23 protein-coding genes are annotated in these 22,437 nt (G+C 71.1%); 17 read left to right on the top strand and 6 right to left on the bottom strand.

The window, feature by feature from the left end:
* The 3 genes from LPA27_RS03535 to LPA27_RS03545 form a co-directional block, all read right to left on the bottom strand.
* On the bottom strand, positions 1-243 hold a 243-nt coding region (locus LPA27_RS03535), incomplete at its 3' end, for a zf-HC2 domain-containing protein (protein WP_228941524.1).
* Positions 240-797, bottom strand: coding sequence for an RNA polymerase sigma factor (locus LPA27_RS03540; protein WP_056864964.1), 558 nt, complete (start codon positions 795-797; stop codon positions 240-242). The genes LPA27_RS03535 and LPA27_RS03540, both read right to left, overlap by 4 nt.
* Positions 798-1,038: 241 nt before the next feature.
* Positions 1,039-2,217: a PucR family transcriptional regulator gene (locus tag LPA27_RS03545; RefSeq protein ID WP_228941525.1), complete on the bottom strand. Its 1,179-nt coding sequence runs from the start codon at positions 2,215-2,217 to the stop codon at positions 1,039-1,041.
* 136 nt (positions 2,218-2,353) lie between these two features.
* Between LPA27_RS03545 and LPA27_RS03550 the strand changes: the two genes are divergently transcribed.
* The 3 genes from LPA27_RS03550 (at position 2,354) to LPA27_RS03560 (ending at position 5,487) form a co-directional block, all read left to right on the top strand.
* Positions 2,354-3,559: a ferredoxin reductase gene (locus LPA27_RS03550; RefSeq protein WP_228941526.1), complete on the top strand. Its 1,206-nt coding sequence runs from the start codon at positions 2,354-2,356 to the stop codon at positions 3,557-3,559.
* Positions 3,560-3,634: 75 nt separating this feature from the next.
* Positions 3,635-4,876, top strand: a complete 1,242-nt coding sequence (locus LPA27_RS03555) for a fatty acid desaturase family protein (protein WP_228941527.1) — start codon at positions 3,635-3,637, stop codon at positions 4,874-4,876.
* A gap of 257 nt (positions 4,877-5,133) precedes the next feature.
* Positions 5,134-5,487: a hypothetical protein gene (locus tag LPA27_RS03560; RefSeq protein ID WP_228941528.1), complete on the top strand. Its 354-nt coding sequence runs from the start codon at positions 5,134-5,136 to the stop codon at positions 5,485-5,487.
* Positions 5,488-5,587: 100 nt separating this feature from the next.
* On the opposite strand, the gene LPA27_RS03565 is transcribed toward LPA27_RS03560, so the two are convergent.
* A complete protein-coding gene (locus tag LPA27_RS03565; RefSeq protein ID WP_228941529.1) occupies positions 5,588-7,120 on the bottom strand; it encodes an MmgE/PrpD family protein in 1,533 nt (510 codons plus the stop codon).
* A gap of 217 nt (positions 7,121-7,337) precedes the next feature.
* Here LPA27_RS03565 and LPA27_RS03570 point away from each other — a divergent pair, with 217 nt between their 5' ends.
* From LPA27_RS03570 to LPA27_RS03635, 14 genes are all read left to right on the top strand, one after another.
* Complete coding sequence (locus LPA27_RS03570) at positions 7,338-8,507, top strand: CaiB/BaiF CoA transferase family protein (protein ID WP_056865271.1); 1,170 nt, start codon at positions 7,338-7,340, stop codon at positions 8,505-8,507.
* The gene (locus tag LPA27_RS03575) at positions 8,504-9,448 is read left to right on the top strand and encodes a cyclase family protein (protein WP_228941530.1); all 945 of its coding nucleotides are present in this window, start codon (positions 8,504-8,506) and stop codon (positions 9,446-9,448) included. Before LPA27_RS03570 ends, LPA27_RS03575 begins: the two co-directional genes overlap by 4 nt.
* A complete protein-coding gene (locus tag LPA27_RS03580; RefSeq protein ID WP_228941531.1) occupies positions 9,445-10,884 on the top strand; it encodes an MmgE/PrpD family protein in 1,440 nt (479 codons plus the stop codon). Before LPA27_RS03575 ends, LPA27_RS03580 begins: the two co-directional genes overlap by 4 nt.
* Before the next feature lie 11 nt (positions 10,885-10,895).
* Positions 10,896-12,365 (top strand): dihydroorotase, encoded by a 1,470-nt coding sequence (locus LPA27_RS03585; RefSeq protein ID WP_056865269.1) that lies wholly within the window; start codon positions 10,896-10,898, stop codon positions 12,363-12,365.
* 256 nt (positions 12,366-12,621) lie between these two features.
* Positions 12,622-12,909: a hypothetical protein gene (locus LPA27_RS03590; RefSeq protein WP_228941532.1), complete on the top strand. Its 288-nt coding sequence runs from the start codon at positions 12,622-12,624 to the stop codon at positions 12,907-12,909.
* Positions 12,910-12,961: 52 nt separating this feature from the next.
* Positions 12,962-13,606 (top strand): dihydrofolate reductase family protein, encoded by a 645-nt coding sequence (locus LPA27_RS03595; RefSeq protein WP_228941533.1) that lies wholly within the window; start codon positions 12,962-12,964, stop codon positions 13,604-13,606.
* Positions 13,607-13,664: 58 nt separating this feature from the next.
* Positions 13,665-14,300 (top strand): DUF998 domain-containing protein, encoded by a 636-nt coding sequence (locus LPA27_RS03600; RefSeq protein WP_228941534.1) that lies wholly within the window; start codon positions 13,665-13,667, stop codon positions 14,298-14,300.
* A 399-nt stretch (positions 14,301-14,699) separates the two neighbouring features.
* Complete coding sequence (locus LPA27_RS03605) at positions 14,700-15,038, top strand: hypothetical protein (RefSeq protein ID WP_228941535.1); 339 nt, start codon at positions 14,700-14,702, stop codon at positions 15,036-15,038.
* Between the two features lie 6 nt (positions 15,039-15,044).
* Complete coding sequence (locus LPA27_RS03610) at positions 15,045-15,464, top strand: hypothetical protein (protein WP_228941536.1); 420 nt, start codon at positions 15,045-15,047, stop codon at positions 15,462-15,464.
* 55 nt (positions 15,465-15,519) lie between these two features.
* A complete protein-coding gene (locus tag LPA27_RS03615) occupies positions 15,520-15,969 on the top strand; it encodes a hypothetical protein (protein WP_228941537.1) in 450 nt (149 codons plus the stop codon).
* Complete coding sequence (locus tag LPA27_RS03620; protein WP_228941538.1) at positions 15,966-17,660, top strand: hypothetical protein; 1,695 nt, start codon at positions 15,966-15,968, stop codon at positions 17,658-17,660. The genes LPA27_RS03615 and LPA27_RS03620 overlap by 4 nt, the downstream gene beginning before the upstream one ends.
* Positions 17,657-18,238 (top strand): sigma-70 family RNA polymerase sigma factor, encoded by a 582-nt coding sequence (locus LPA27_RS03625; RefSeq protein ID WP_228941539.1) that lies wholly within the window; start codon positions 17,657-17,659, stop codon positions 18,236-18,238. The genes LPA27_RS03620 and LPA27_RS03625 overlap by 4 nt, the downstream gene beginning before the upstream one ends.
* Complete coding sequence (locus tag LPA27_RS03630) at positions 18,231-18,932, top strand: helix-turn-helix domain-containing protein (RefSeq protein ID WP_228941540.1); 702 nt, start codon at positions 18,231-18,233, stop codon at positions 18,930-18,932. The genes LPA27_RS03625 and LPA27_RS03630 overlap by 8 nt, the downstream gene beginning before the upstream one ends.
* On the top strand, positions 18,929-19,927 hold the full coding sequence (locus LPA27_RS03635; RefSeq protein WP_228941541.1) for an ImmA/IrrE family metallo-endopeptidase: 999 nt from the start codon (positions 18,929-18,931) through the stop codon (positions 19,925-19,927). Before LPA27_RS03630 ends, LPA27_RS03635 begins: the two co-directional genes overlap by 4 nt.
* A gap of 553 nt (positions 19,928-20,480) precedes the next feature.
* On the opposite strand, the gene LPA27_RS03640 is transcribed toward LPA27_RS03635, so the two are convergent.
* Positions 20,481-21,410 carry a 5'-nucleotidase gene (locus tag LPA27_RS03640; protein WP_228941612.1) on the bottom strand — a complete coding sequence of 310 codons (930 nt, stop codon included), beginning with the start codon at positions 21,408-21,410 and terminating at the stop codon, positions 20,481-20,483.
* 97 nt (positions 21,411-21,507) lie between these two features.
* Positions 21,508-22,431: an HpcH/HpaI aldolase/citrate lyase family protein gene (locus LPA27_RS03645; protein ID WP_228941542.1), complete on the bottom strand. Its 924-nt coding sequence runs from the start codon at positions 22,429-22,431 to the stop codon at positions 21,508-21,510.
* Positions 22,432-22,437: the final 6 nt, after the last annotated feature.

A 22,437-nucleotide genomic window follows, 5' to 3' on the forward strand; every position in this document is an offset into this window, starting at 1 on the left:
GGCGGTGCCCGGCCGGGCGGTGAGGGTGCGGGCGGCCCGGGTCAGCAGGGCGTGGCCGACGGCCTGCTCGGCCAGCTCGGCGCGGCACTGCGGGCAACCGGCCAGGTGGTCGCCGACGGCGAGCACGCGGGCGTTGTCGAGCTCCGCGCGCAGCAGCGCCTGCAGGTCGGGGTGGTCCTCCCCGTCCGGAGGCGGGCCGGGGGTGCCGGGTCGTCCGGGGAGGTCGGGGCGGCGGGGGGTCATCGGTCGGCTCCGTCCGGGTCGTCGGTGCGCACGAGGTCGGCGAGGCGGCGCGAGGCGCGGGCGGCCCGGGCCTTGACGGTGCCCAGCGGCAGGTCGAGGTGGTCGGCGATCTCGCGCTGGGTGAGGCCCTCGAAGTAGGCGAGCTCGAGCACCTCGCGGTCGCGCTCGCCCAGTCGCGCCAGCGCGGCGTGCACGTCGGCGGCCTCGGCGTACCGCTCCGCGGTCTCGCGGCCGTCCTCGCCCACGAGGTCGCGGGCGTCCTCGACGGGCACGACGTCGTGGCGGCGGGTGCGCAGGGTGTCGACGGCGCGGCGGTGGGCGATCGTGAACAGCCACGAGCTGAGCCGCATGGTGGGCTCGTAGCGGTCGGCCTGGCGCCACACGTCCATGAGCGTGCGCTGCAGGACGTCCTCGGCGTCGTCGCCGACGAAGCGGCGCAGGTAGGCCAGCAGGCTGGGGCCGTAGGCGGAGTAGACCTCCTCGAGGGCGGTCTCCTCGCGGCGCGCGAGACGCGCGCCGACCGGCTCCTCCTCGAGCGCTCCGATGACCTCCATGCCTGTGCTTCGCCCGCCGGGGCCCCGGCGGTTGCACCTGGCCCGGGATACCCCCTAAAAGGATGAGGGGGGCCTCACCCCCGCGGTCGGGCCGGCCGCGGTGGCGGTCCCTGCTCCTCGTGTTACCGCCCGTTGCGACCTCTACCTGACAGTCATGACGGTCAGGTAGAGGTCGCAACGGTCAGTAGGACGCGACCGGGCCCGCGCCCCGCCCGCGCCCCGCCCGCGCCCCGCCCGCGCCTCAGCCCAGCGCGACGGTGAGGGCGAGCACGAACTCGGGGTCCTCCAGGCGCTCGCCGTAGACCTCGCGCAGCTGGCCCATGCGGTAGCGCACGGTCTGCGGGTGCACGAAGAGCGCCTCGGCGACGTCCTCGCGCCGACCCTGGTGCAGCAGCCAGGAGCGCAGCGTCTCGACCAGCTTCTCGGCGGTGGCCGGGCGCAGGTCGCCCAGCGGCGCGAGCACCTGGGCGCGCAGGTCCGCGCGGGCCGAGGCGTCGGCGCTGAGCACGAGGGCGGTGAGGTGGGCCTCGGTGTCGAGCGCCAGGCCCAGGTCGCGGGCGCGCACGGCGCGGTCGTAGGAGGCGCGCACCTCCAGCCACGGCCGCGCCGGGCCCGCCAGCGCGCCGCGGTCGCCGAGCACGCGCAGCAGCGCCGCGCGGCGGTGGTCGTGGGCGTCGGGCACGAGCACGAGCGACTCGCGGTCGGCGCCGGGCCGCGCGGGCGGCTCGGGCACGACCAGGGTGCTGGCGGCCACCGCCGAGAGCACGGGCCGCAGCTGGGAGTCGGGCACCAGGACGGCGGTCAGCGTGGTGGGCGGCTCCCACTCGGCGCGCTGGGCGGCGTCGAGCACGGTCTCGACGGGGGTGTCGTCGAGCAGGTGCTGGGCCAGCCGCTCCAGCAGCCGCTGCCGGGCGCGACCGGCGGTGGTGACCTCGTCGGCGTGGCCGGCGACGCTGGCCGCGGAGAGCTCGTCGATGTAGGCGAAGACCAGCTCGGCGAAGGAGGCCACCGTCTCGGCCGGCATGCCGCTGCGCACGGCGGTGGCCGACATCTCGCGCCACGACACGCGGGCCCCGATCCGGTAGGCCGCGAGCAGCGCGTCGGTCGAGCGGCCGCTGCGGGCCTCGCCGCGGCCGAGCTGGTAGGCGCCCTCGACCGACGGCGCGGCGGGGGTGCGGGGATCGACGCCGCGCCGGCCGCTGGCCAGCGACAGGAAGCCGCCGAGGGCCAGCTGCACCGCGGTGCGGATGTTCTCGCCCATCGGGCCGCTGAGCGCGCCCTCGTAGCCGGGCACGTCGGCGATGATGGCGTCGACGACGCGGTCGGCCACGACCGCCAGCTCCGAGCGCATCTCGCTCACGGCACGCGCCGGCAGCTGGAGCCCGTGGCCCGCCGTACGACGGGTGATGCGGCGCACCATCCGACCCTCCCGTCCGACCGCAACCCCGACATGGACGCGGTCGCGGTCACAAACTGTCACCTGCGAACAAAACAGCCCGGTGACTTCACATCACCGGCACAGGACTTTAACGGCCTGGCGTAGGACAGTGGAACCCATGAGCGCCACTGTGTCCACCACCGCCGAGACGACGACCGAGGCCACCGCCCCGGCCGCCGCCGCGACGACGGCGAGCGCCGCCACCACCGCGCCGACCGGCCCGCGCCCGACCACCGGGCGTCCCTCGCTGCGCCAGCGCCTGCGCCGCGTCGCCGAGGCCGCGGTCACGCCGCTGGAGCTCGACGACGTCCTCGACGTCTTCCACCCGCTGCGCAAGGGCGCCGACCTGCGCGCCAAGGTCGTCGCGGTGCAGCCCGAGACCGCGCAGTCGGCCACCCTCGTCCTCAAGCCCGGCCGCGACTGGGCCGGCCACGTGCCGGGGCAGTACCTCCGCGTGGGCGTCGACGTCGACGGCGTGCGCCTGTGGCGCACCTACTCGCTGACCCACGGCCCCCGCGCCGACGGCTGCATCTCGATCACCGTCAAGGCGATCCCCGACGGCGTGGTCTCCAACCACCTCGTGCACCACCTCACGCCCGGCCAGATGATCCACCTCGGCCAGGCCGACGGCGACTTCGTGCTGCCCGACCCGCTGCCGACCAAGCTGCTCATGGTCACCGCGGGCTCCGGCATCACCCCGGTCATCGGCATGCTGCGCAACATGTTCTCCCGCGCCACCCCGGTGCGCGCCGACATCGTGCTGCTGCACTCGGCGCTCTCGCGCTCGGAGGTCATCTTCGGCGACGAGCTGCGCCAGTACGCCGCGGAGGGCCGGCTGCGCCTCGTGGAGCTGCACACCGACCGCGACGGCATGCTCGACGTCGCCGACCCCACCACGGGGCTGGCCGCGCTCGTGCCCGACCTGGCCGAGCGCACGACGTACGCCTGCGGCCCGGTCGGCCTGCTCGACGCCCTCGAGGCCCACCACGGCGAGGCCGGTCTGCCGCTGCACATCGAGCGCTTCCGCACCGCCGTCGTGGCCACCGGCGAGGGCGGCACGCTGAGCTTCACCGGCCCCACCGGCGGCGGCACGGTCGTCGAGGCCGACGGCGCCACGACCATCCTCGACGCCGCCGAGTCGGCGGGCGTGCTGATGCCCAGCGGCTGCCGCATGGGCGTCTGCTTCGGCTGCGTCCTGCCGCTCCGCGAGGGCGCCGTGCGCGACCTGCGCAACGGCGAGCTGACCGTGGCCCAGCCCGGCGACGGCGTCAACATCCAGACCTGCATCAGCGCGGCCGCCGGGCCGTGCGAGATCACCCACTGAGTCGCTCGCCGACTCACCGCGACACCCCCTGACCTGCACCTGATCCACCCGCTCGTCCCACCGAAGGAGCGCACCATGACCGTCATCACCAAGCAGCCCGTCAACCCGACCGCCCACCTCACCCCCGAGGACATCGAGGCCATCGGCGTGGAGCTCGACGCGATCCGTCAGAGCGTGCTCGACGACCGCGGCGCCAGCGACGCGGCCTACATCCGCAGGGTCGTCGACGTGCAGCGCAAGCTCGAGCTGGGCTCGCGCGCGGTGCTGCTGGCCTCGGTCTTCCCGCCGGCCTGGGTCGCCGGCACCGTCGGTCTCTCGATCGCCAAGATCCTGGAGAACATGGAGATCGGCCACAACGTCATGCACGGCCAGTGGGACTGGATGCGCGACCCGAAGATCCACTCCACCACCTGGGAGTGGGACAACGCCTCGACCGCCGAGGGCTGGAAGCACTCGCACAACGAGATCCACCACACCTACACCAACATCGTGGGCAAGGACAACGACCTCGGCTACGGCATCATGCGCGTCGACGAGGACCAGCGCTGGATCCCGATGTACCTCGCGCAGCCGCTGTGGAACTTCATCAACGCCTGCTTCTTCGAGTACGGCATCGCCGCCTACGACCTCGAGCTCGGCAAGAACCTGTCGATCCCGAAGGACAAGCGCAGCGAGACCTTCAAGAAGAACGCCGCCAACACCCTGCGCAAGATCCGCAAGCAGGCCACCAAGGACTACGTGGTCAACCCGGCGCTGGCCCTGCCGACCGGCTCCTTCCTGCCGACCCTGGCCGCCAACTTCACCGCCAACCTCGTGCGCAACGTCTGGTCGCACTCGGTGATCATGTGCGGCCACTTCCCCGAGGGCGTCGAGACCTTCGAGAAGAAGTCGATCCCCGAGAACGAGACCCGCGGCGAGTGGTACCTGCGCCAGATGCTCGGCTCGGCCAACATCTCCGGCTCCAAGGCGATGCACCTGATGACCGGCAACCTGTCGCACCAGATCGAGCACCACCTCTTCCCCGACCTCCCCTCGAACCGCTACGCCGAGGTCGCGCCGAAGGTGAAGGCCCTCTTCGACAAGTACGAGCTGAACTACCACGAGGCCTCGCTGCCGGCCCAGGTCTACTCGGCCTGGCACAAGGTCGTGCGCCTCTCGCTGCCCAACGGCTTCCTCGAGACCACCACGGTCAAGAACGCCCCCGAGCAGCTCAAGACCCTGTGGGCCATGACCACCAAGGGCCCCAAGGTCCGCCGCGCCGCCCAGGCCCGCCTCACCCAGCAGGCCCGTCGCAAGCAGATGACCCAGGCCGCCTGAGCCACCCCGCCGGTGGTCGGGGGCGAGCGCCTCGCCCCGGTGGTCGAGGAGAGCGCGTCGCCCCGGTGGTTGAGGAGCGAGCGCCTCGCCCCGGTGGTTGAGGAGCGAGCGCTTCGCCCCGGTGGTTGAGGAGCGAGCGCCAGCGAGCGTCTCGAAACCACCGCACCAGCCGAGGACCCATCTCACCCCGTCGGGTGAGATGGGTCTTTAGCTTTCCTGGGCACGGTGGGGGTCTCCTTCGACCCCAGGGAGCACCCGTGTCGCGTGCGAGCCGCAGGATCACCGAGAACGCCCAGGAGCACCTCGAGCCCGGCGAGCAGGTGCAGGGAGCCTTCGCGGGGCAGACCGCGATCCGCTTCCAGGTCACCGACCGCTACCGCACGGTCGTCGCGACCGACCGGCGGCTGCTGATCTTCGACTCCGGCACGTTCTCCCAGACCTCGTGCACCACGCTCATGGCCGAGCTGCCCCGCGACACCGCCGTCGGCCCACCGAGCGGGTTGCTGTGGCACCGCCTCGACCTGATCGGCGAGGTGCTCCACGTCCACCGCCGCTACTTCTCCGAGGTCGCGGCCATCGACGCCGCCGCGCCGTCGGCGTCGACCACCTGAGGCGCGCGGCCCCACGTCCTACTGACCGTTGCGACCACTACCTGACCGTCATGACGCCCGTCCAGAGGTCGCAACGGTCGGTAAGAAGTTGCGGGCGCGCTCACCCCAGCGGGAGGGCCGCCCAGGCGGTGACGACGTCGTCGGCGTCCACGAGCCGGTCGACGGCGGCGCGCAGGGGAGCGCCGACGCCGGGGCCGAGCAGGCCGTCGAGCTTGGCCACCAGGGCCGCGTCGTCGAGCGGGAAGTGGCGGGCGTCGCCGATCGGGTCGGGCTGGGCCAGGGCGAGGGTGCGGCCGTCGCGCAGCGCGACCTCGACCTCGCAGATCCGGCGGGTGGGCAGCCACCGGTCGAGGTCGGCGGAGACCTCGACGTGCACGCGGTCGCTGAAGGCCTCGGCCGCGGCGAAGGCGGGGGTGCCGGGCTCCATCGTCGCGGGCGTCACGGCCCCGCTGACCGCCGCGGTGGCCACGGCGAAGGGCAGCGAGAACATGGCGGCCAGCCGGTTGGTCGGGTGGTGCTGGAGCAGGGGAGCGGCCAGCGAGTGGATCACGACGCGTACGCCGAGCACCTCGCCCGCGTCCCAGCCGCGCGGCGCGCCCGCGCCGCCCGCGAGGTCCGCGTCCGCGGCCGAGCCGGCCTGCGAAAACCCGCCGGCGGCGGCGCCCGACGCCGAGCCCTCGCCCGCGGCGGCTCGCAGCGCGAGCACGAGGTCGATCGCGGCGTGGGTGTAGGAGCAGGCGGCGTGCTGCTTGAGGTAGCCCTCGGCGGCCAGCCACCGCGGTGCCACCCCGTCGTCAGCCCCGTCGTCCGCCCCGTCGTCAGTCCGGTCGCCAGCCTGGCCGTCCGCCCCGCGGCCCAGCCCGTCGAGCAGCAGGTCGGGGTCGAGCCCGCCGAGCAGGGCGAAGGCGGCCGCGGCGCCGCCGCGGTTGGCGACCAGCCCGGCCCGGGCGAGGTGCGCGGCCGACAGGCCGGCGAGGTCGGCCTGCCCGGCCCACAGGTTGCGGGTGACGTCGCCGGCGAGCACGGCCGACCACGGCGTGACGCCCATCAGCCCGGTGGCGGCGTCGACGGCGGCGGCGACCTGCCCGGTCGTGGCGCCGAGGATGCGGGCGGCGGCGTAGGCCGCGCCGGTGGCGCCCCAGTGGCCGTGGGTGTGCCAGGCGGGGTCGCGGCGCACGGCGTGGCCGAAGCGCGCGGCCACCTCGTAGCCCCCGGCGACCGCGGCGAGGAAGTCGCGCCCGCCCACCGGCCTGCCGGCCTGCTGCGCGGCGGCGAGCGCCGCGGGCACGACGTGGACGGCCGGGTGTCCGGCGGCGTGCTTGTTGCCCTCGTCGAGCTCCTGGGAGCAGGCGGCGGCCGCGGTGAGCAGCGCTGCCGTCTCCGGGGTGGTGCGCACGTCGCTGCCCGGCAGCGGGTGCGGTCCCGGCGCCAGCGGCCACGCCTCGAGCAGGGCGCGCAGCTCGGGGGTGCGCAGCCCCGCCGCCGCCACGCCCACCAGGTCGGTGAGCACCACGGGCAGTCGCGCCGCGACCGGGGCGGGCAGGTCGTCGTACGCGACGGTGACCGCGGCGACGAGATCGGCGATGGCGTCCCGCGTGCGTTCCGCCAGTAGGAACGGTCCAGGATCGGTCATGCGCCCACCGTAGCGCGCGCTTCGGTTGACAAGACGGCAGAAAGCGACCCCTTCACGGATTGGACCGTTCCGGTTAGAGTGACGTCTCGATCCCGAACGTTTCTTCCAGCGAAACGGATGCTGCGTGTCTGACTCCCACCCCCGCCCCGACGGCGCACCCGCCGTCGACACCGCGGTCGACGCCGCCGTCGACGTCACCGACGGGCCGCTCGCCGGCCTGCGCGTGCTCGACGTGTCGACGATCCTGGCCGGGCCGCTGTGCTGCCAGATCCTCGGCGACTACGGCGCCGAGGTGATCAAGGTCGAGCACCCCCGCGGCGGCGACAACATGCGCGGCCACGGGCGCAGCAAGGACGGCGTGCCGCTGTGGTGGAAGGAGATCAGCCGCAACAAGCGCACCGTCGCGGTCGACCTCAAGGCCCCCGGCGGCGCCGAGGTGCTGCGCCGGCTGGCCGCGAGCGCCGACGTGCTGGTCGAGAACTTCCGCCCCGGCACCCTCGAGCGCTGGGGCCTGGGCCCCGAGGTGCTCCACGCCGACAACCCCGGCCTGGTCCTCGCGCGACTGACCGGCTTCGGGCAGGGCGGGCCCTACAGCAGCCGCGCCGGCTTCGGCACCCTGGCCGAGGCGATGAGCGGCTTCGCGGCCGCCACCGGCGAGGCCGACGGCCCGCCCACGCTGCCCGCCTTCGGCCTGGCCGACTCCATCTGCGGCATCGCCGCCTCCTCGGCGGTGCTCATGGCGCTGCGCCACCGCGACCGCACCGGCGAGGGCCAGGTCGTCGACCTCAGCATCCTCGAGCCGATCATGGCCGCGGTCGGCCCGGGCCCGACGGTCTACCAGCAGACCGGCGAGATCGCCCAGCGCCACGGCAACCGCTCCACCAACAACGCCCCCCGCAACACCTACCGCACCTCCGACGACCGCTGGGTCGCGATCTCCACCAGCGCCCAGCGCATCGCCGAGCGGGTCATGGAGCTGGTGGGCCACCCCGAGGTCATCGCCGAGCCGTGGTTCGCCACCGGCGGCGGGCGCGCGGAGCACGTCGACCTGCTCGACGAGCACGTCGGCTCCTGGATCGCCGCGCGCGACCGCGAGACCGTGCTGGCCGCCTTCACCGAGGCCGGCGCCGCGATCGCGCCGGTCTACGACTCCCGCGACCTCACCGAGGACCCCCACGTGCGCGAGACCGGGATGCTGCTCGAGGTCGACGACCCCGACCTCGGCCCCCTGCTCCAGCACAACGTCATGTGGCGCATGAGCGCCACCCCCGGGCGCATCCGCTTCACCGGCCGCGCCCTGGGCCACGACACCGACGCCGTGCTCGGCGAGCTCGGCTACGACGCCGAGGCCATCACCCGACTCAAGGAAGAGGAGGCCGTCCGGTGAGCGACACCCCGACGACCACCCCGCACGCCCCCGCCGACCCCACCGCTGCCAGCACCGAGGCCACCCCGGCCCCCGCGCCGGTCGCCGGCGCCGACGACCTGCTCCGCGCCGTGCAGGCCGGGGTCGAGACGATCGACCTGGGCCGCCAGCTGCGCGTGGGCATGCCGCAGTCGCCCAACCACCCGCAGTTCTGGCACACCCTGCCGCGTCGCCACGGCGACATGGTGCGCTCCGACGGCAGCAGCGCCGCCAACGACATGATCACCACCGGCACCCACGTCGGCACCCACATCGACGCGCTGGCCCACGTCTCCTTCGACGGCAAGCTCCACGGCGGCGCCGACGCGGCCGCGGCCTGCGTGGGCGGCAAGTACGAGGAGCACGGCGTGCACACCATCGCCCCGATGCTGCGCCGCGGCGTGCTGCTCGACGTCGCGGGCCACCTCGGCCTCACCCACTGCGAGGGCGGCTACGAGATCACCGTCGCCGACCTCGAGGCCACCGCCGAGCGCGCCGGCGTCACCGTCGGCGCGGGCGACGTCGTGCTGGTCCGCAGCGGCTGGGGCGCGCGCTTCGCCGAGGGCGCGGCGTACGTCGGGGGCGCCTCGGGCGTGCCCGGGGTCGGGGAGGCCGGCGCCGTGTGGCTGGCCGAGCGCGGGGTGCACGCCGCGGGCGCCGACACCATCGCCTTCGAGCGGCTCGCGCCGGGCGGCGGCCACGCGCTGCTGCCGGCCCACCGGGTGCTGCTGGTCGAGGCGGGCATCTACATCGTCGAGGCGCTCGACCTCGAGGGCTTGGCCGCGGCCGGGTGGGCGGAGTTCACGTTCGTCCTCGTGCCGATGAACATCTTCGGCGCCACCGGGTCCCCGGTGCGCCCGCTCGCGCTGCGCTCGACCCAGCCCCAGAGCCAGAGCCAGAGCCAGAGCGGAGCCGCCTCGTGAGCGACGCGACCCTGGCCCAGCAGCTCGGCGCCTTCGCCGAGGCCACGACCTTCGACGCCCTGCCCGAGGCCGTGGTCGACAGCGTGCGCAAGCGCGTGCTCGACACCGTCGGCATCGCGGTGGCCGCGGCCCCGCTGGAGACCAGCCGCGCGGCCCGCGCGTGGGCGCGCAGCCAGGGCGGCCACGCGGCGGCCTCGGCCGTCGGCGTGCCCGAGGGGCTGCCGGCCGGGCTGGCGGCGTTCGTCAACGGCGTGCTCGCCCACTCCCTCGACTACGACGACACCCACCTGCCCTCGGTGCTGCACCCCAGCGCCACGGTGGTGCCGGTCGCGCTGGCCGCCGCCGAGCGCGCGGGCGCGGGCGGGCAGGAGCTGGTGCGCGCGATCGCGCTGGGCCTGGAGACCTGCGTGCGCCTGGGCATGGCCGGCTACGACGAGGCGGCCAAGAACTCCACCTTCTTCGAGCACGGCCAGCACGCCACCTCCATCTGCGGCGCGATGGGCGGCGCGGTCGCCGCGACCGTCCTGGCCGGAGGCGGGGCCGACGCGGTCGTCGACAGCCTCGGGGTCGCGGCCTCCATGGCCTCGGGCATCATCGAGGCCAACCGCACCGGCGGCACGGTCAAGCGGCTGCACTGCGGGTGGGCCGCCCACGCCGCGGTCTCGGCCGCCGAGCTGGTCTCCTTCGGCCTCACCGGCCCGCCGACGGTGCTGGAGGGCCGCTTCGGCTTCTACCAGGCCTGGCTGCACGGGCGCTTCGACGCCGCCGCGGTCGTCGATGGCCTGGGGGAGACCTGGGCGGTTCCCGACATCTTCTTCAAGCCCTACCCCGCCAACCACTTCACCCACGCCGCGGTCGACGCCGCCGGGCGGCTGCGCGCTCGCGGCGTACAGCCCGACGACGTGGAGCGGCTGGTGCTCGGGGTGCCGGCGCCCAACCTGCGCACGATCGGGGAGCCGATCGAGGTCAAGCGCACCCCGGAGACGGGCTACATGGCGCAGTTCTCCGGGCCGTACGCCGTGGCCGTCGGCCTGCTCGGCGGCGCCGGGCTCGGCGCCGGTGTGGAGGACTACACCGACGAGCTGGCCCGCGACCCGCAGCGCCGTGCGTTGATGGCCAAGGTCGACGTGGTGCCCGACCAGCGCTGCACCGACATCTTCCCCACGCAGTTCCCCGCCGTGCTGACCGCCCACCTGGTCGACGGCCGCGAGCTGGTGGAGGAGGTCCTGACCACCCGCGGGGGGCCGCAGCGACCGCTGTCCTTCGAGGAGCTGGCCGCGAAGTTCCGCGCCAACGCCGGCCGCACGCTGGCCGACGACCAGGTCGACGCACTCGCCGAGGCGTGCGCCGCGCTGGAGACCTGCACCGACATCGGCGCGGTGCTCGCGCCGCTGACCTCGGTGGACCCCATGACCACGACCGACAGCACGAAGTGAAGGGTGACCTCATGAGCGACTACGACCTGGTGATCACGAACGCGCGCGTGGTGCGCCCCGGCCACGCCGAGCCCGAGCGGCTCGACGTCGCGGTGAAGGACGGCGTCTTCGCCGCCGTCGAGGCCGGCCTCGACACGACCGGCGCCGAGGTGCTCGACGCGGGCGGCAAGCTCCTCTTCCCCGGCGTCGTCGACGTCCACCAACACTGGGGCATCTACAACGAGCTGGGCGAGGACGCCGAGAGCGAGAGCCGCGCCTCCGCGCAGGGCGGCGTGACCTCCGGCATCACCTACATCCGCACGGGCGCCTACTACATGAACCGCTCGGGCCCCTACCGCGAGGTCTTCCCCGACGTGCTGGCCGCCACCGACGGCCGGGCCTACGTCGACTACGCCTTCCACGTGGCGCCGATCCTCGAGGAGCACATCGAGGAGATCCCGATGATGATCGAGGACTTCGGGGTGCCGTCGTTCAAGATCTTCATGTTCTACGGCAGCCACGGCCTGCACGGCCGCTCCGCCGACCAGGGCTCGTTCCTCATGCTGCCCGAGGACCAGTCCTACGACCTGGCCCACTTCGAGTTCGTGATGCGCGGCATCCAGCAGGCCCGCAACGACGAGCGCTTCGCCCAGGACCGCGACGCCATCTCGCTCTCGCTGCACTGCGAGACCGCCGAGATCATGCGGGCCTACACCAAGCTGGTCGAGAAGGACGGCACGCTCACCGGCCTGGAGGCCTACAGCGCCTCGCGCCCGCCGCACTCCGAGGGTCTCGCGATCACCATCGCCTCCTACCTCGCCCACGAGACCGAGCTGCCCAACATCAACCTGCTCCACCTCACCTCGCGCAAGGCGATCGAGGCGGCGATGATGATGCAGTCGACCTTCCCCCACATCGACTTCCGCCGCGAGGTCACCGTCGGCCACCTCGTCGCCGACTTCACCACCGCCAACCTCGGCGGCAAGGTCAACCCGCCGCTGCGCTCGCCCGAGGACGTCGACTCGCTGTGGGAGCACCTGCTCGCGGGCCACTTCTCCTGGGTCACCTCCGACCACGCCTGCTGCAAGGAGGAGACGAAGTTCGGCGACCCGAAGGACGACGTCTTCCTGGCCAAGTCGGGCTTCGGCGGCACGGAGTACCTCCTGCCCGCCCTGCTCACCGAGGGCCGCCGCCGCGGCCTGTCCTACGGCGCCGTCGCCGAGCTCACCGCCCGCAACCCCGCCGAGCGCTTCGGCCTGAAGCAGAAGGGCGACCTGGCGGTCGGCAAGGACGCCGACTTCTGCCTCGTCGACGACGACGTCACCTACGAGGTGCACGCCGCCGACTCCCTCTCCACCCAGGAGTACACCCCCTTCGAGGGCTTCGAGCTCACCGCCCGCGTCACCGACACCTACCTGCGCGGCTCCGCGGTGCTCCAGGACGGCGACGTCGTCGGCACCCCCCGCGGCCAGTTCGTCCGCCGCTCCGGCAACCCCGCCTGACCCAGCCGCGGCGTGCCGAGGTCAGGCCCCCCACACCACGACCTCGGTACGCCGCCCCACCCCACCCCCACTCCCCAACCCCGGTGGTTGAGGAGCGAGCGCCAGCGAGCGTCTCGAAACCACCATGCACCCCCCCGGTGGTTGAGGAGCGAGCGCCAGCGAGCGTCTCGAAACCACCATGCACCCCCCCCGGTGGTTGAGGAGCGAGCGCCAGCGAGCGTCTCGAAACCACGCCCCCACCAGCCATACTCACCCCGTGAAACCCCTCGCCTGGTGGCTCGCATCGGCAGCCCTCGTGCTCGCCGGCGTCGTCCTGCTCCTGACGACCCGGCCCGACCCGCCCGGTGACGGCTGGTTCGCCTACGCCCCGCTCGACCCCCAGACCGACTGGGTCATGGGCTGGGACGACACCGTGTCGGCCGACGGCACCTTCCTGTCCACCTGGCAGCTCGTCGGCCTCGGCCTGGCCGCCCTCGGACTAGTCCTCCTCGCCGCCCGGGCCGGCTACGCCCGCGGCCGCCGAGCCGGAGCCGCCCAGCGATGAGTCCTCACCCTGCCGCCGGTCGAAGTTCCTGACGACAACCGAGGAGCACCACGTGACGCAGCTGGTCAGGGTCCACAACGTCGCCGTGTCGAGCGATGGCTACGCCGCGGGGGAGGGCCAGAGCCTCGAGCGCCCCTTCGGCAGCGTCGACCCGATGGACCTCATGGGCTGGGCGGTGGGCACGGCGAGCTGGCCCGGGCGCAGCGAGCCCGGCGGCAGCCGCGGCCTCGACGACCACCTGGTCCGCGAGTTCCACCGCGACATCGGCGCCGAAATTATGGGGCGCAACAAGTTCAGCCCCCACCGCGGCCCGTGGGCCGACGAGGAGTGGCAGGGCTGGTGGGGCGACGAGCCGCCGTTCCACACCCCGGTCTTCGTGATGACCCACCACCCGCGCCCGTCGTTCAGCCTGGGTGACACGACGTTCCACTTCGTCGGCGGTGACCCCGCGTCAGTGCTGGCCTGGGCCCTCGAGGCGGCCGACGGCAAGGACGTCCGCCTCGGCGGCGGCGCCGACACCGTGCGCCAGTTCCTCGACGCCGGCCTCATCGACACCCTCCACGTCGCGGTCGCCCCGATCGAGATCGGCGGCGGCTCCCGGCTCTGGACCTCCCCCGACGACCTCCTCGACCGCTACCACCGCGACGTCGTGCCCAGCCCCAGCGGCGTGGTCCACCACCTGTTCTGGCGCGACTGACCGTCCACCCGACCGGTCCGCGACAAGACCGGAACCACCCCGCGCCTACCGTGAGCGCGTGCCCCGCCCACCCGTACGCCACCCCGGCCGGGCCTCTCACACCGCCGCTCGCTGGGGTGCCGTCGCCCTGATGGTGCGGCCGGCCTACATCGCCACCGAGTTCGTTGTCGCCGCAGCGACCACCGGCGGCTACAGCTTCGTCGCCGACTCGGTGAGCCGCCTCGGCGAGGTCGGCTGCACCGCCGCGTACTGCTCACCCCGCCACGACCTGATGAACCTCTCGTTCTTCGGCTTCGGGCTGCTGCTGGCCGTCGGCGCGCTGCTGCTCGCCCGTTCGCTCGGCTGGTGGGTCACCGCGCTGCTGGTGGTCTCCGGGCTGAGCTCGGTGGCCACCGGCTTCGCGCCGCTCGACCTCGACGCCAGCCTGCACGCCCTGGCTGCAACGCCGCTCTTCGTGGCCCAGCCGCTCTCCCTACTGGTTCTCGGCGCGCGGCTGCGCCGCCGCGAGCCGCGGTTGGCGAGGGGCCTGCTCTCGACTAGCGCGGTGACCGCAGTCGCAGCCGTGGCGTTCATCCTGTCCGACGAGGGCACGGTCTCCGGCCTGCTCGAACGCCTGGCGCTGTGGCCGGTCCTCGTCGCGCTTGCAGTCGTCGCCTGGACCCGGATAGGCAAAAGCGCCGTTCCAATGGCGTAGCGATCAGCTGTGTTCCCACAAGCCGCACCTCAGCAGCACTAGGCGCCGGCGGTATGGGCAATGGCGGCCAGCCGCCCACTGTCATCGCCCCGCCCTTCCTGGTCGGCGGTGGCTGGGTCATTTCGCCCAGATTGACGCTAGTCGGAGTCTCAAGAGCTCGCAGCACAGTTGGAGGCTGGCCACCCGGGCGCCGACCGGCCGTCTGCCGAACCTGCCCTATGGGACCGCCGCGTTCGACGGTTTGACGTGCCAGGTCAGGCGATCGGCAGCCTCTCCGAACGCGGTCCCCTTGAGACGCGAAACGAGCATGTCGCTGAATTCTTTCCGGCAGCAGGCTTTCACGGACCCCCGCGACGGCGTCTATCAGGCAGAGCGGGCACAAACAGGAAGGAGCCCACAGTGAGCACTCACTCCGAGAGCGACACGACGTCCAAGCCGGGTCACGGCGACGACCACCCCTTCAAGGTGACCGTCCGGTCCCTGGCGGGCCACAGCGACAAGGTGACGGTCAAGCCGTCCGACACTGTCGGCGAGGTCGACGACAAGGAAGTCAAGCTGTTCATCAACAAGGGCTGGCTGACCACCGGCAACTACTCGCTGAGCCTGCCCCGGGTCTCCGACAACGAGCTCGACCCGTCGGCGACCTTCGGCGACCTCGGCATCGTCGAGGGCGACGTCCTGGTGCTGATCAACCGCAAGCCCCAGGTCGACGGCGCGGGCTTCCCCCGCGTCAAGTAGCAGGCAGTGGCTCTTCACCCGGCTGTCCTGGCCGACCTTCTCGACGCAGAGGTCGGCCGGGCCCGCCTGAAGCTCGGCGATCTGGCCGGCGACCTCCACCGGGACGGGTCGAACATCGTGATGACCCTGACCCGTGCAGACGGCACGTGGAACCTGCTCCTGGACGGTTCCCGCTACGACTCCGAGCCGTTCGACGCGACCTTGGTCGACGACGACGGCGAGATCCTGACCGTGGAGAAGTGGATACCTGGCTTCGGCCTCGGCATCCATCCCAGCCTCGGCGTTCCATTCGTGTGCGTCAGCGGCACCCGTGGCTACTACGCCCACGAAAGTCACTTCACCGAGCGCTGGGACACCCACCGCTTCAGCATGCGGCTCGACTCCCTGATCGAATCGCTGCTCCGGAAAGCAGGCATCCATGCGTAACCACCACACCTCCCCCACGCCCGCAACGACGCCCCCGGCCCCGGGGGTACCGCTGGTGCTGACCTCGAAGGTCCTCCAGGACGCGCGCACCTTCTTCGAGGACCGTGGCACCTTCGGCCTCGAAGGCACCGCGATGATCAAGAGGGGCACCGGCTCCGAGCTGGTCATACCTCGGCAAAACGCGCACCGCGACACCTACGGCCACGTCAACGTCGAGGTTCCCCGCGAAGGTCAGATGGACCTCGCCCTCGCGCTAGGCCCGGACGACCTGTACGTGGCACGCATCCACAGCCACCCCGGTGATGCGTTCCATTCTGCCGCCGACGACGCCAACCCGGTCATCTCCTTCGAGGGCGGCATCTCGATCGTCGTCCCGTTCTTCGGGCTGGGCCTGCGGCGTGGCCTGGACGCCTGCGCCGTCTACATCTTCCACAGTGGGTACTGGGTCGAACTGAGCGCTGGACCGGACCGCGACCGCTGGATCGTCGCGGAAGAGTCGTCGTGAACTCCCCAGTTTCGGACCCGCGTCTGCGGCTCCTCGGGAGCCAGACCGTCGGCGGGGCGCAGGAGCCGGCGACCCAGATTCTGCACCGGCTCGACGAGACCGAAGTCGCCGTTGCCGTCGCAGCGGACGCCGACGATGCTGCGCGCGTCGCCGTCGCCGCGTTCGTGACGATGATTGCCCGCCTGGTGCCAGGCGTCGTCGTCGACGACCCGGCCGGCGAAGGTCGCCTGCCGAACAACTGGTGGCAAGCTGCATCGTGGGCTGACCTGCTTGACAAGGTGATGCCGGTGCGCCCGATTACCGACCTGCCCCCCACTCGACGGATCACAGTCGGTTTCGGCATCGCCGAACCCGTCTGCGACGTCTACGTCGGTGGCGGCGACTGGAACATCGTGCTCGCCGACCACCCCGTCGTCATGGAGACCGGCACCGTCCACGGTCTCGGGCTTCATGCCGCAGGGACTCTGGCGGTCAGCCAGGTCCTCATCAAGGTTCTCTCCGATCTGGGATTCCCGGGCGTGGAGGTGACCGGGACGGTCGAGACCAACCTCATCGACCATCGTCTGCGGCTGGTCGACGCCACCGACCTCACAGTTACGAGGCCGGTGGCCGGGTTCGGGGTTGAGCGGACCTCGTTCCTCGGCGTCGGATCGGTCGGCACCAGCGCGATGGCGCTGCTCGCGACGGCATGCTCGCCTTTGTTGAACGGGTCGGGAGCCACGGCCGCTTTGGCCGCGGCGCTGGAGGTGACCGCGGTCGACAAGGACGTCTTCGACCCCGACCGTAACCCTTACCGGTACCCGGCCCTGCTGGGAGGCGAGACCGGCAAGAAGTCCACCGGAATGGTCGAGCGCCTCCGGCAGCTCGGACTGACCGCCGAGGCTCACGACACCGATGTCGCCACCTGGAACACCACCAAGAACGAGCCCGGCTGGCACGGCGTCGTGGTCTCAAGCGTCGACACTCTGACCGGCCGGCTCGACGTCGCCGACGTGCTTAGCAAGGCGACATTGTCTGCCGGGGTGTCGGGCACCGAGCTCCACGTGCAGTGGGAACGGTTTGCCGACGGTTTTGCCTGCCCCTTCTGCGATTTCGTCCGCGCTGACCCGCCACTGACCCAAGCCGGCGTGTACTCCCAGGTCACCGGCATCCCTATCCCGCGGGTGCTCGCTCTTCTCCAGGACGGAGCCGTCTTGGCGGCCCCCGACGTCGACAGGGCGATCGCCGCTGGCCGCGTTCCCGCGCAGCGACGTGACGCTCTGGTCAGCGCCCCGATCAGCGACCTGATCCGTCAGGCGTACGCCGAGGCCGAGATGCGACCCCAGAGCGGCGACGCCGGTGCGGGCGCGGCGAGTGGTAATGGCGACGTCATCGCGGTTGCGTCACCACAAGTGTCCTGGTTCGCCGGTACCTTGATCGCCGCCGAGCTGGTCAAGCACATGCTGGGCCTTCCCACCGCTGACCGGCGGGTAGACCTCGACGTCTCCGGCCTGCCGGCCGGGATCGTGCGCCGGCCGCCGGCCGACGCCACCGGCACGTGCATCTGCCACTCCGGTGTGCGCCGACGCTGGTATAGCGCGATGTACGGCGACCTTCCAGCGACCGAGGTGGGACGTGCGGCGGATTCCTCTGCCGATCAAGCCGAAATGTCACCGGTCCTCTCGGCCGCATCGCCGATACTGGAAGGGTGACCGACGCGCTGGCCGACTCGGATGACCCGGGTAAGGACGCGCGCGTCTGCACCCCGTCTGACGTCGCCGCCCAGTACCGGCAGCACCACGACTGGCTTCGCAAGGTTGCGAACCGATTCTTTGACGGCAAGCGGCCCGACCTGGCCGACGAGGCGATCGGTCTGCTGTTTGCCCACCTTCTCGAGCTGGTCGAGGAGCAGAAGCTCACCGACTTGGGTGAGGGTTGGCGCGGCTACCTCCGCAGGGCGGTGCTGAACCGGTGCGTCGACCTGGTGCGCACCGAAAAGAAGACCCGGGAGCGGTTCCCACCCGGTGATCCCGAGGCACCTCGCATCATCGACCGTGACCCGCTCGGGGACTACGCCGCCGCCGAGGACCTCGCGCATCGACGGCAGGAGAAACTGAACACCGCTGTCGAAAGTCTCACCGGACGGCAAGTCACGATCGTGCGGCACGTCCTGAAGGGAGAGACGAACAAGCAGATCGGCGAGGAGCTCGGCATCAGCGGCCAGGCCGTCGGCGCCCAGCTCAAGACCATCATCAAGAAGTGTCACGAGGAGGTGACGGAGGATGAATGATCCGAACAACGAGAAGACGTCGCCCGCGACCGACCCATTCGTCGAAGCACTGCTCGACATAGTGGCCGGGCACCCGACGTCCGCCGACCTCGCCGACGACGAACGTGACTTGATCGCTGCCATCGCCAAGTGGGCACCTGGACTTCCAGAAGCACTTGCCGAGCTCGACGCCGACACGGACCAACCCAGGCCGGCGCCAGTGCGAGTCGACGACCCGATCGCTCAGATGCTCGGTCTCGTGGAAGACCCAGCAGTTCTCATCAACGGCCACCAGCTCGCCGCCAAACGAAAGTCAGCCGGCCTCACCGTCGGCGAACTCGCACAGCAACTGAACCAACGAGGCTGGGACGTCACCACCAGTACGGTTTTCTCCTGGGAACGCGGCAAGGTCAATCCACCACCAGCGACCATCAACGCAGTCGCCGAAGTCCTCCACGTCGCCGCGGACTCAATCCTGACGACCAACACACTGCAGGCGCAGACCCTCGACGTCCTCTTCGACGACGAGGTCATCGCCGCGTTCCTCGACCAATGGTCCCGGGAAAGCAACGTCCCCGTCGGACGACTCGCTGAACATTCCAAGCGGCTGCTTGCCACCGCCGGCAAACGCAACGCCACCTCCGCGACACCCCAGACGCTCCTGGCGATCCTTCAGCAATTCAAGAAGCTGCCCGGTTTCGAGAACCCGGCGTGAGCACCCGCCGCGACCACGCACGTCGCCTCCTCGCGGCGATCGGGCCAGCGCAACGTGCCGCCATCGCGAACCACCCCATCACCGGCATCGAGAGCCTCGGCTACACCGTGGTTGCCGAACCGGCGCTCACATCCCAGCGAGGCGCCGGTGGCTTGTGCGACGGACTGTCCTTTGCCGAACACAAAACCGTCATGTACTCGCCGACACCGGGCTCGAAGAAGGAGAACTTCACCCTCCTTCACGAGGTCGGACACATTCTGATCGAACGCGACGACGACGCCCTCAACTGGCTCGCCGACCGTGACGACCCAGACGCTGAAGTTGAGCGCCTTTGCGAAGAGATCGCAGCAGACCTGGTCGTCCCGCAGGACATGCTCGACGACCTCGTCGGTAACGGTCCGATCACCGGCGAAGATCTCAAGAAGCTCGTCGCGCGGTCGGCCGCGAGCGGCCCAGCCTGCGCCATCGCCTTATCGAACAGGCTCTCCTCCGGGGCGGTAGTCATCATCGATCGTGCCCACCCGCGCGTCATTCATTCTGCTCTTCGAGGCGACTCACTGAAGGTATATCCCTGGAAGCGCGGAGACGTGCCCCTCGACCATCCGCTGCTCACCCTCAAGGCGGGCGAAACAATGACGAGGAAGACCCACTGGACTGACGAGTGGGAACGGCGCCAGGACTTCTACGTGAGCGCGGTAGCCACCGAGAAGCGTGTCTACGCCGTGTTTAGCACTTCCGACTTGTGGGGTGTGGATAAGTTCCACGGAGGCCAGGCCCCACCAGAGAAGTCCGCGGCGCCTCGACTCGGGAAGCGTTGCCGCTGCGGCTTCGCCGGCACGGCGACCGGCTCGCCGTGTGACAAGTGCAGTCACCAATTCTGTCCCCGCTGCGGCGATTGCGACTGCCAGCGCCGTGACAACGCGCAAGGGACGTGCAGCAGCTGCTTCTGCAAGGCCCCTGACCTCGAAAACGGAGTATGCAGCGGGTGTCGCTAAGCGTCTGGGCTGACCAATCAAACCCAGGAATTGACGTAACACCGCCGCGTTCAATGCCTGCTGTCTAGGGCTGCCGTCAGTAGTCCAGGTCGCCGCGAGCGCACCGTGGACGTCTGTCGCAGAGTCATGAACCCTCAGGTCGAGTGCCCCTACGGAGTCACCAGGTAGTTTCGGCAGCAGAATCGCGGTCCTGGCCTTTTGAGTGCACGGATAGTTCCGGACCTAAGCGCAAGCGCACGCTCTAACTGCCATCATCACGGCATGAGCCGCACAAAACCTGACCCCATGGAGAAAAAGCGTCTCCTCCACCGCTGCAAGTGCGGATCGAGGGCGGGTGATTGGTGCGTAACGGCGAAGGGCAAAGCCGCCCAGAAGCTTCACACCCGTCGGGGCGCCGACGCGTTCCGGCGGGAGCGCGAGCGGGCAGCGGCGTCCTCGAGTCAGATTTCGACCCAGCCCTCGACGTAAGGGCCCGCAAAGCAAGGAACTTCAGTTCTGGAGGAGGACTGGGTCTGCCCTAAGTCGTACCGCCGCCCACTCGCTCGACTGGGCCCTAAAGGTTCTTTACCCCGAATGGAACGTGGACGCTAGGGACGAGACTGCGCGTACCCTCGAGGTGCGACATCTGATCGTCGAAGAAGATGTGGGGCTTCAGGATCTCCAAGACCGTGCTTTTCTCCCAGCCACCCAGGAAGAAGCCGTCATTCACACGCAGTCCCCACGACTTCAGCGACTTGATAGCGCGCGCGTGTGCAGGAGCGTTACGGGCGGTGACGATGGAGACGAACAGGCGGCGCGCATACGCGTCGTCATTGTTGGCCCGGGCGTCCTCCAGATCCTGGATACGATTGACGGCTTCGAGCAGGTTCTTCATCGGCCCAGGCGGCAGCGGAACTTCGGCCATCGTGGCCTCATGTTCGTGGTAGCCCTCAATCCCCTCATCGACGTAAATCCGTTCCGCGGAGTCGTCGGCCAGGACGGCATCAAAGTCGAACGCGATCCGTAGGTCGCGGTCACTTGGATCGTCCGCTTCGAGATCAGTCACGGACCCCACAACCTGCCCGGCCGGAAACCCGAGCTCGGTGGCCTCAGCGACGTCCCTGGGCTCCGCGGACAGAAACAACTTCATCCCGAACGCGGGCATGTACTTATAGGGAGAGCGACCCTGCGTGAAGACCGCACGAGTCATGGGTAGGCCGTGCGTCTCGATTGATCGCATGACTCTTGCCCCGGTCTCGGGATCGTTCCGCGACAACACGATGACCTCGACTACCGGGGACGACCCGGTAGCGAGGTCGTTCAACCCGAGGAGCCTTCTAATGAACGGGAAGGCAATGCCGGGCGGCAGTTGCGACTCGTACTGCGCCTCCTGAAACGACCGGTACTCGTCCTCTCCATGTTCCGTGAAGACCGCGTGCGACTCAGACAGGTCGAAGAGTGCACTCGAAGCGACCCCTATGACGAGCGTGTCGTCCCACTGCATAGCCACTCCGTAACCGTACGAGTTCAACCGGAATCGATCACTCAACTCGCCGGTAGCACCAGTGTCGGGCGCTCCGCCGTGCACGTCTTTCCGCCGCTCATGTGTCCGCTCGCGCCAGCGTCTCTCGGGCACCCCGCACGACGGCACCGTCGATGAGTCGCCCCGTGCTGTCCAGGGCGACGCTGCTGCCCGAGTCCTCGTAGCGCCCGACGACGTCCTGGGCGGCGGCGACCTCGTCGGCGGTGGGGGTGAGGGCGTCGTGGATGACGGGCACCTGGGCGGGGTGGATCGCCGTACGGGAGCGGAAGCCGTGGTCGAGGGCGAGGCGGGTGCTCTCGGCGAAGGCGTCGAGGTCGCGGAAGTCGGTCGACGTCGGGGCGACCGGGGCCTCCAGGCCGGCGGCGGCGCTGGCCACGACGACCTGGGTGCGCAAGGCCAGCACGACGGCCTCGGTGCGGTGGGTGCGGGTGACACGGAGGTCGCCGAGGAGGTCGACCTCGCCGATGCCGAAGGCGGTCAGGGCGGGGTGGGTGGACATCTGCTGGAGGGTCTGGAGGCCTTCGGCGGACTCGATGAGGGCTACGACGCTTGGTGGTTTCGAGACGCTCGCTGGCGCTCGCTCCTCAACCACCGCTTGCTCCTCGACCACCGGGTCACCGCTCGGGTGGTGGTTTCGAGACGCTCGCTGGCGCTCGCTCCTCAACCACCGGGGGTGGGCGGTGAGGGAGTCGAGGGCGGCGGGGGTGGCGGTGGCGAGGAAGAGGCCGTCGAGGTGGGGGTGGAGGACGGCGTCGAGGTCGGCGGTGAGGGCGGCGGGGTCGACGCGGACCCAGGCCTGGGCGCCGGTGGTGGGGTCGCGGGCGTCGAGCCAGCGGCGCACGGCCTCGCGGGCCTCGGCCTTGGCGGGCAGGGGCACGGCGTCCTCGAGGTCGAGGACGACGGCGTCGGCCTGGCCGCCGGCGGCCTTGTCGAAGAGTTCGGGGCGGTTGCCGGGCACGTAGAGGAAGGAGCGGGGGAGCACGGGGGT

It is taken from the genome of Nocardioides sp. Leaf374 (assembly GCF_916862475.1).
GTDB classification, from domain to species: domain Bacteria; phylum Actinomycetota; class Actinomycetes; order Propionibacteriales; family Nocardioidaceae; genus Nocardioides; species Nocardioides kribbensis.

Coding starts and splice junctions, on each gene's coding strand:
- LPA27_RS03550 (WP_228941526.1), top strand. CDS start 2,354: ATGAGCGCCACTGTGTCCACCACCGCCGAGACGACGACCGAGGCCACC.
- LPA27_RS03565 (WP_228941529.1), bottom strand. CDS start 7,120: ATGACCGATCCTGGACCGTTCCTACTGGCGGAACGCACGCGGGACGCC.
- LPA27_RS03585 (WP_056865269.1), top strand. CDS start 10,896: ATGAGCGACTACGACCTGGTGATCACGAACGCGCGCGTGGTGCGCCCC.
- LPA27_RS03640 (WP_228941612.1), bottom strand. CDS start 21,410: ATGCAGTGGGACGACACGCTCGTCATAGGGGTCGCTTCGAGTGCACTC.
- LPA27_RS03555 (WP_228941527.1), top strand. CDS start 3,635: ATGACCGTCATCACCAAGCAGCCCGTCAACCCGACCGCCCACCTCACC.
- LPA27_RS03540 (WP_056864964.1), bottom strand. CDS start 797: ATGGAGGTCATCGGAGCGCTCGAGGAGGAGCCGGTCGGCGCGCGTCTC.
- LPA27_RS03545 (WP_228941525.1), bottom strand. CDS start 2,217: ATGGTGCGCCGCATCACCCGTCGTACGGCGGGCCACGGGCTCCAGCTG.
- LPA27_RS03630 (WP_228941540.1), top strand. CDS start 18,231: ATGAATGATCCGAACAACGAGAAGACGTCGCCCGCGACCGACCCATTC.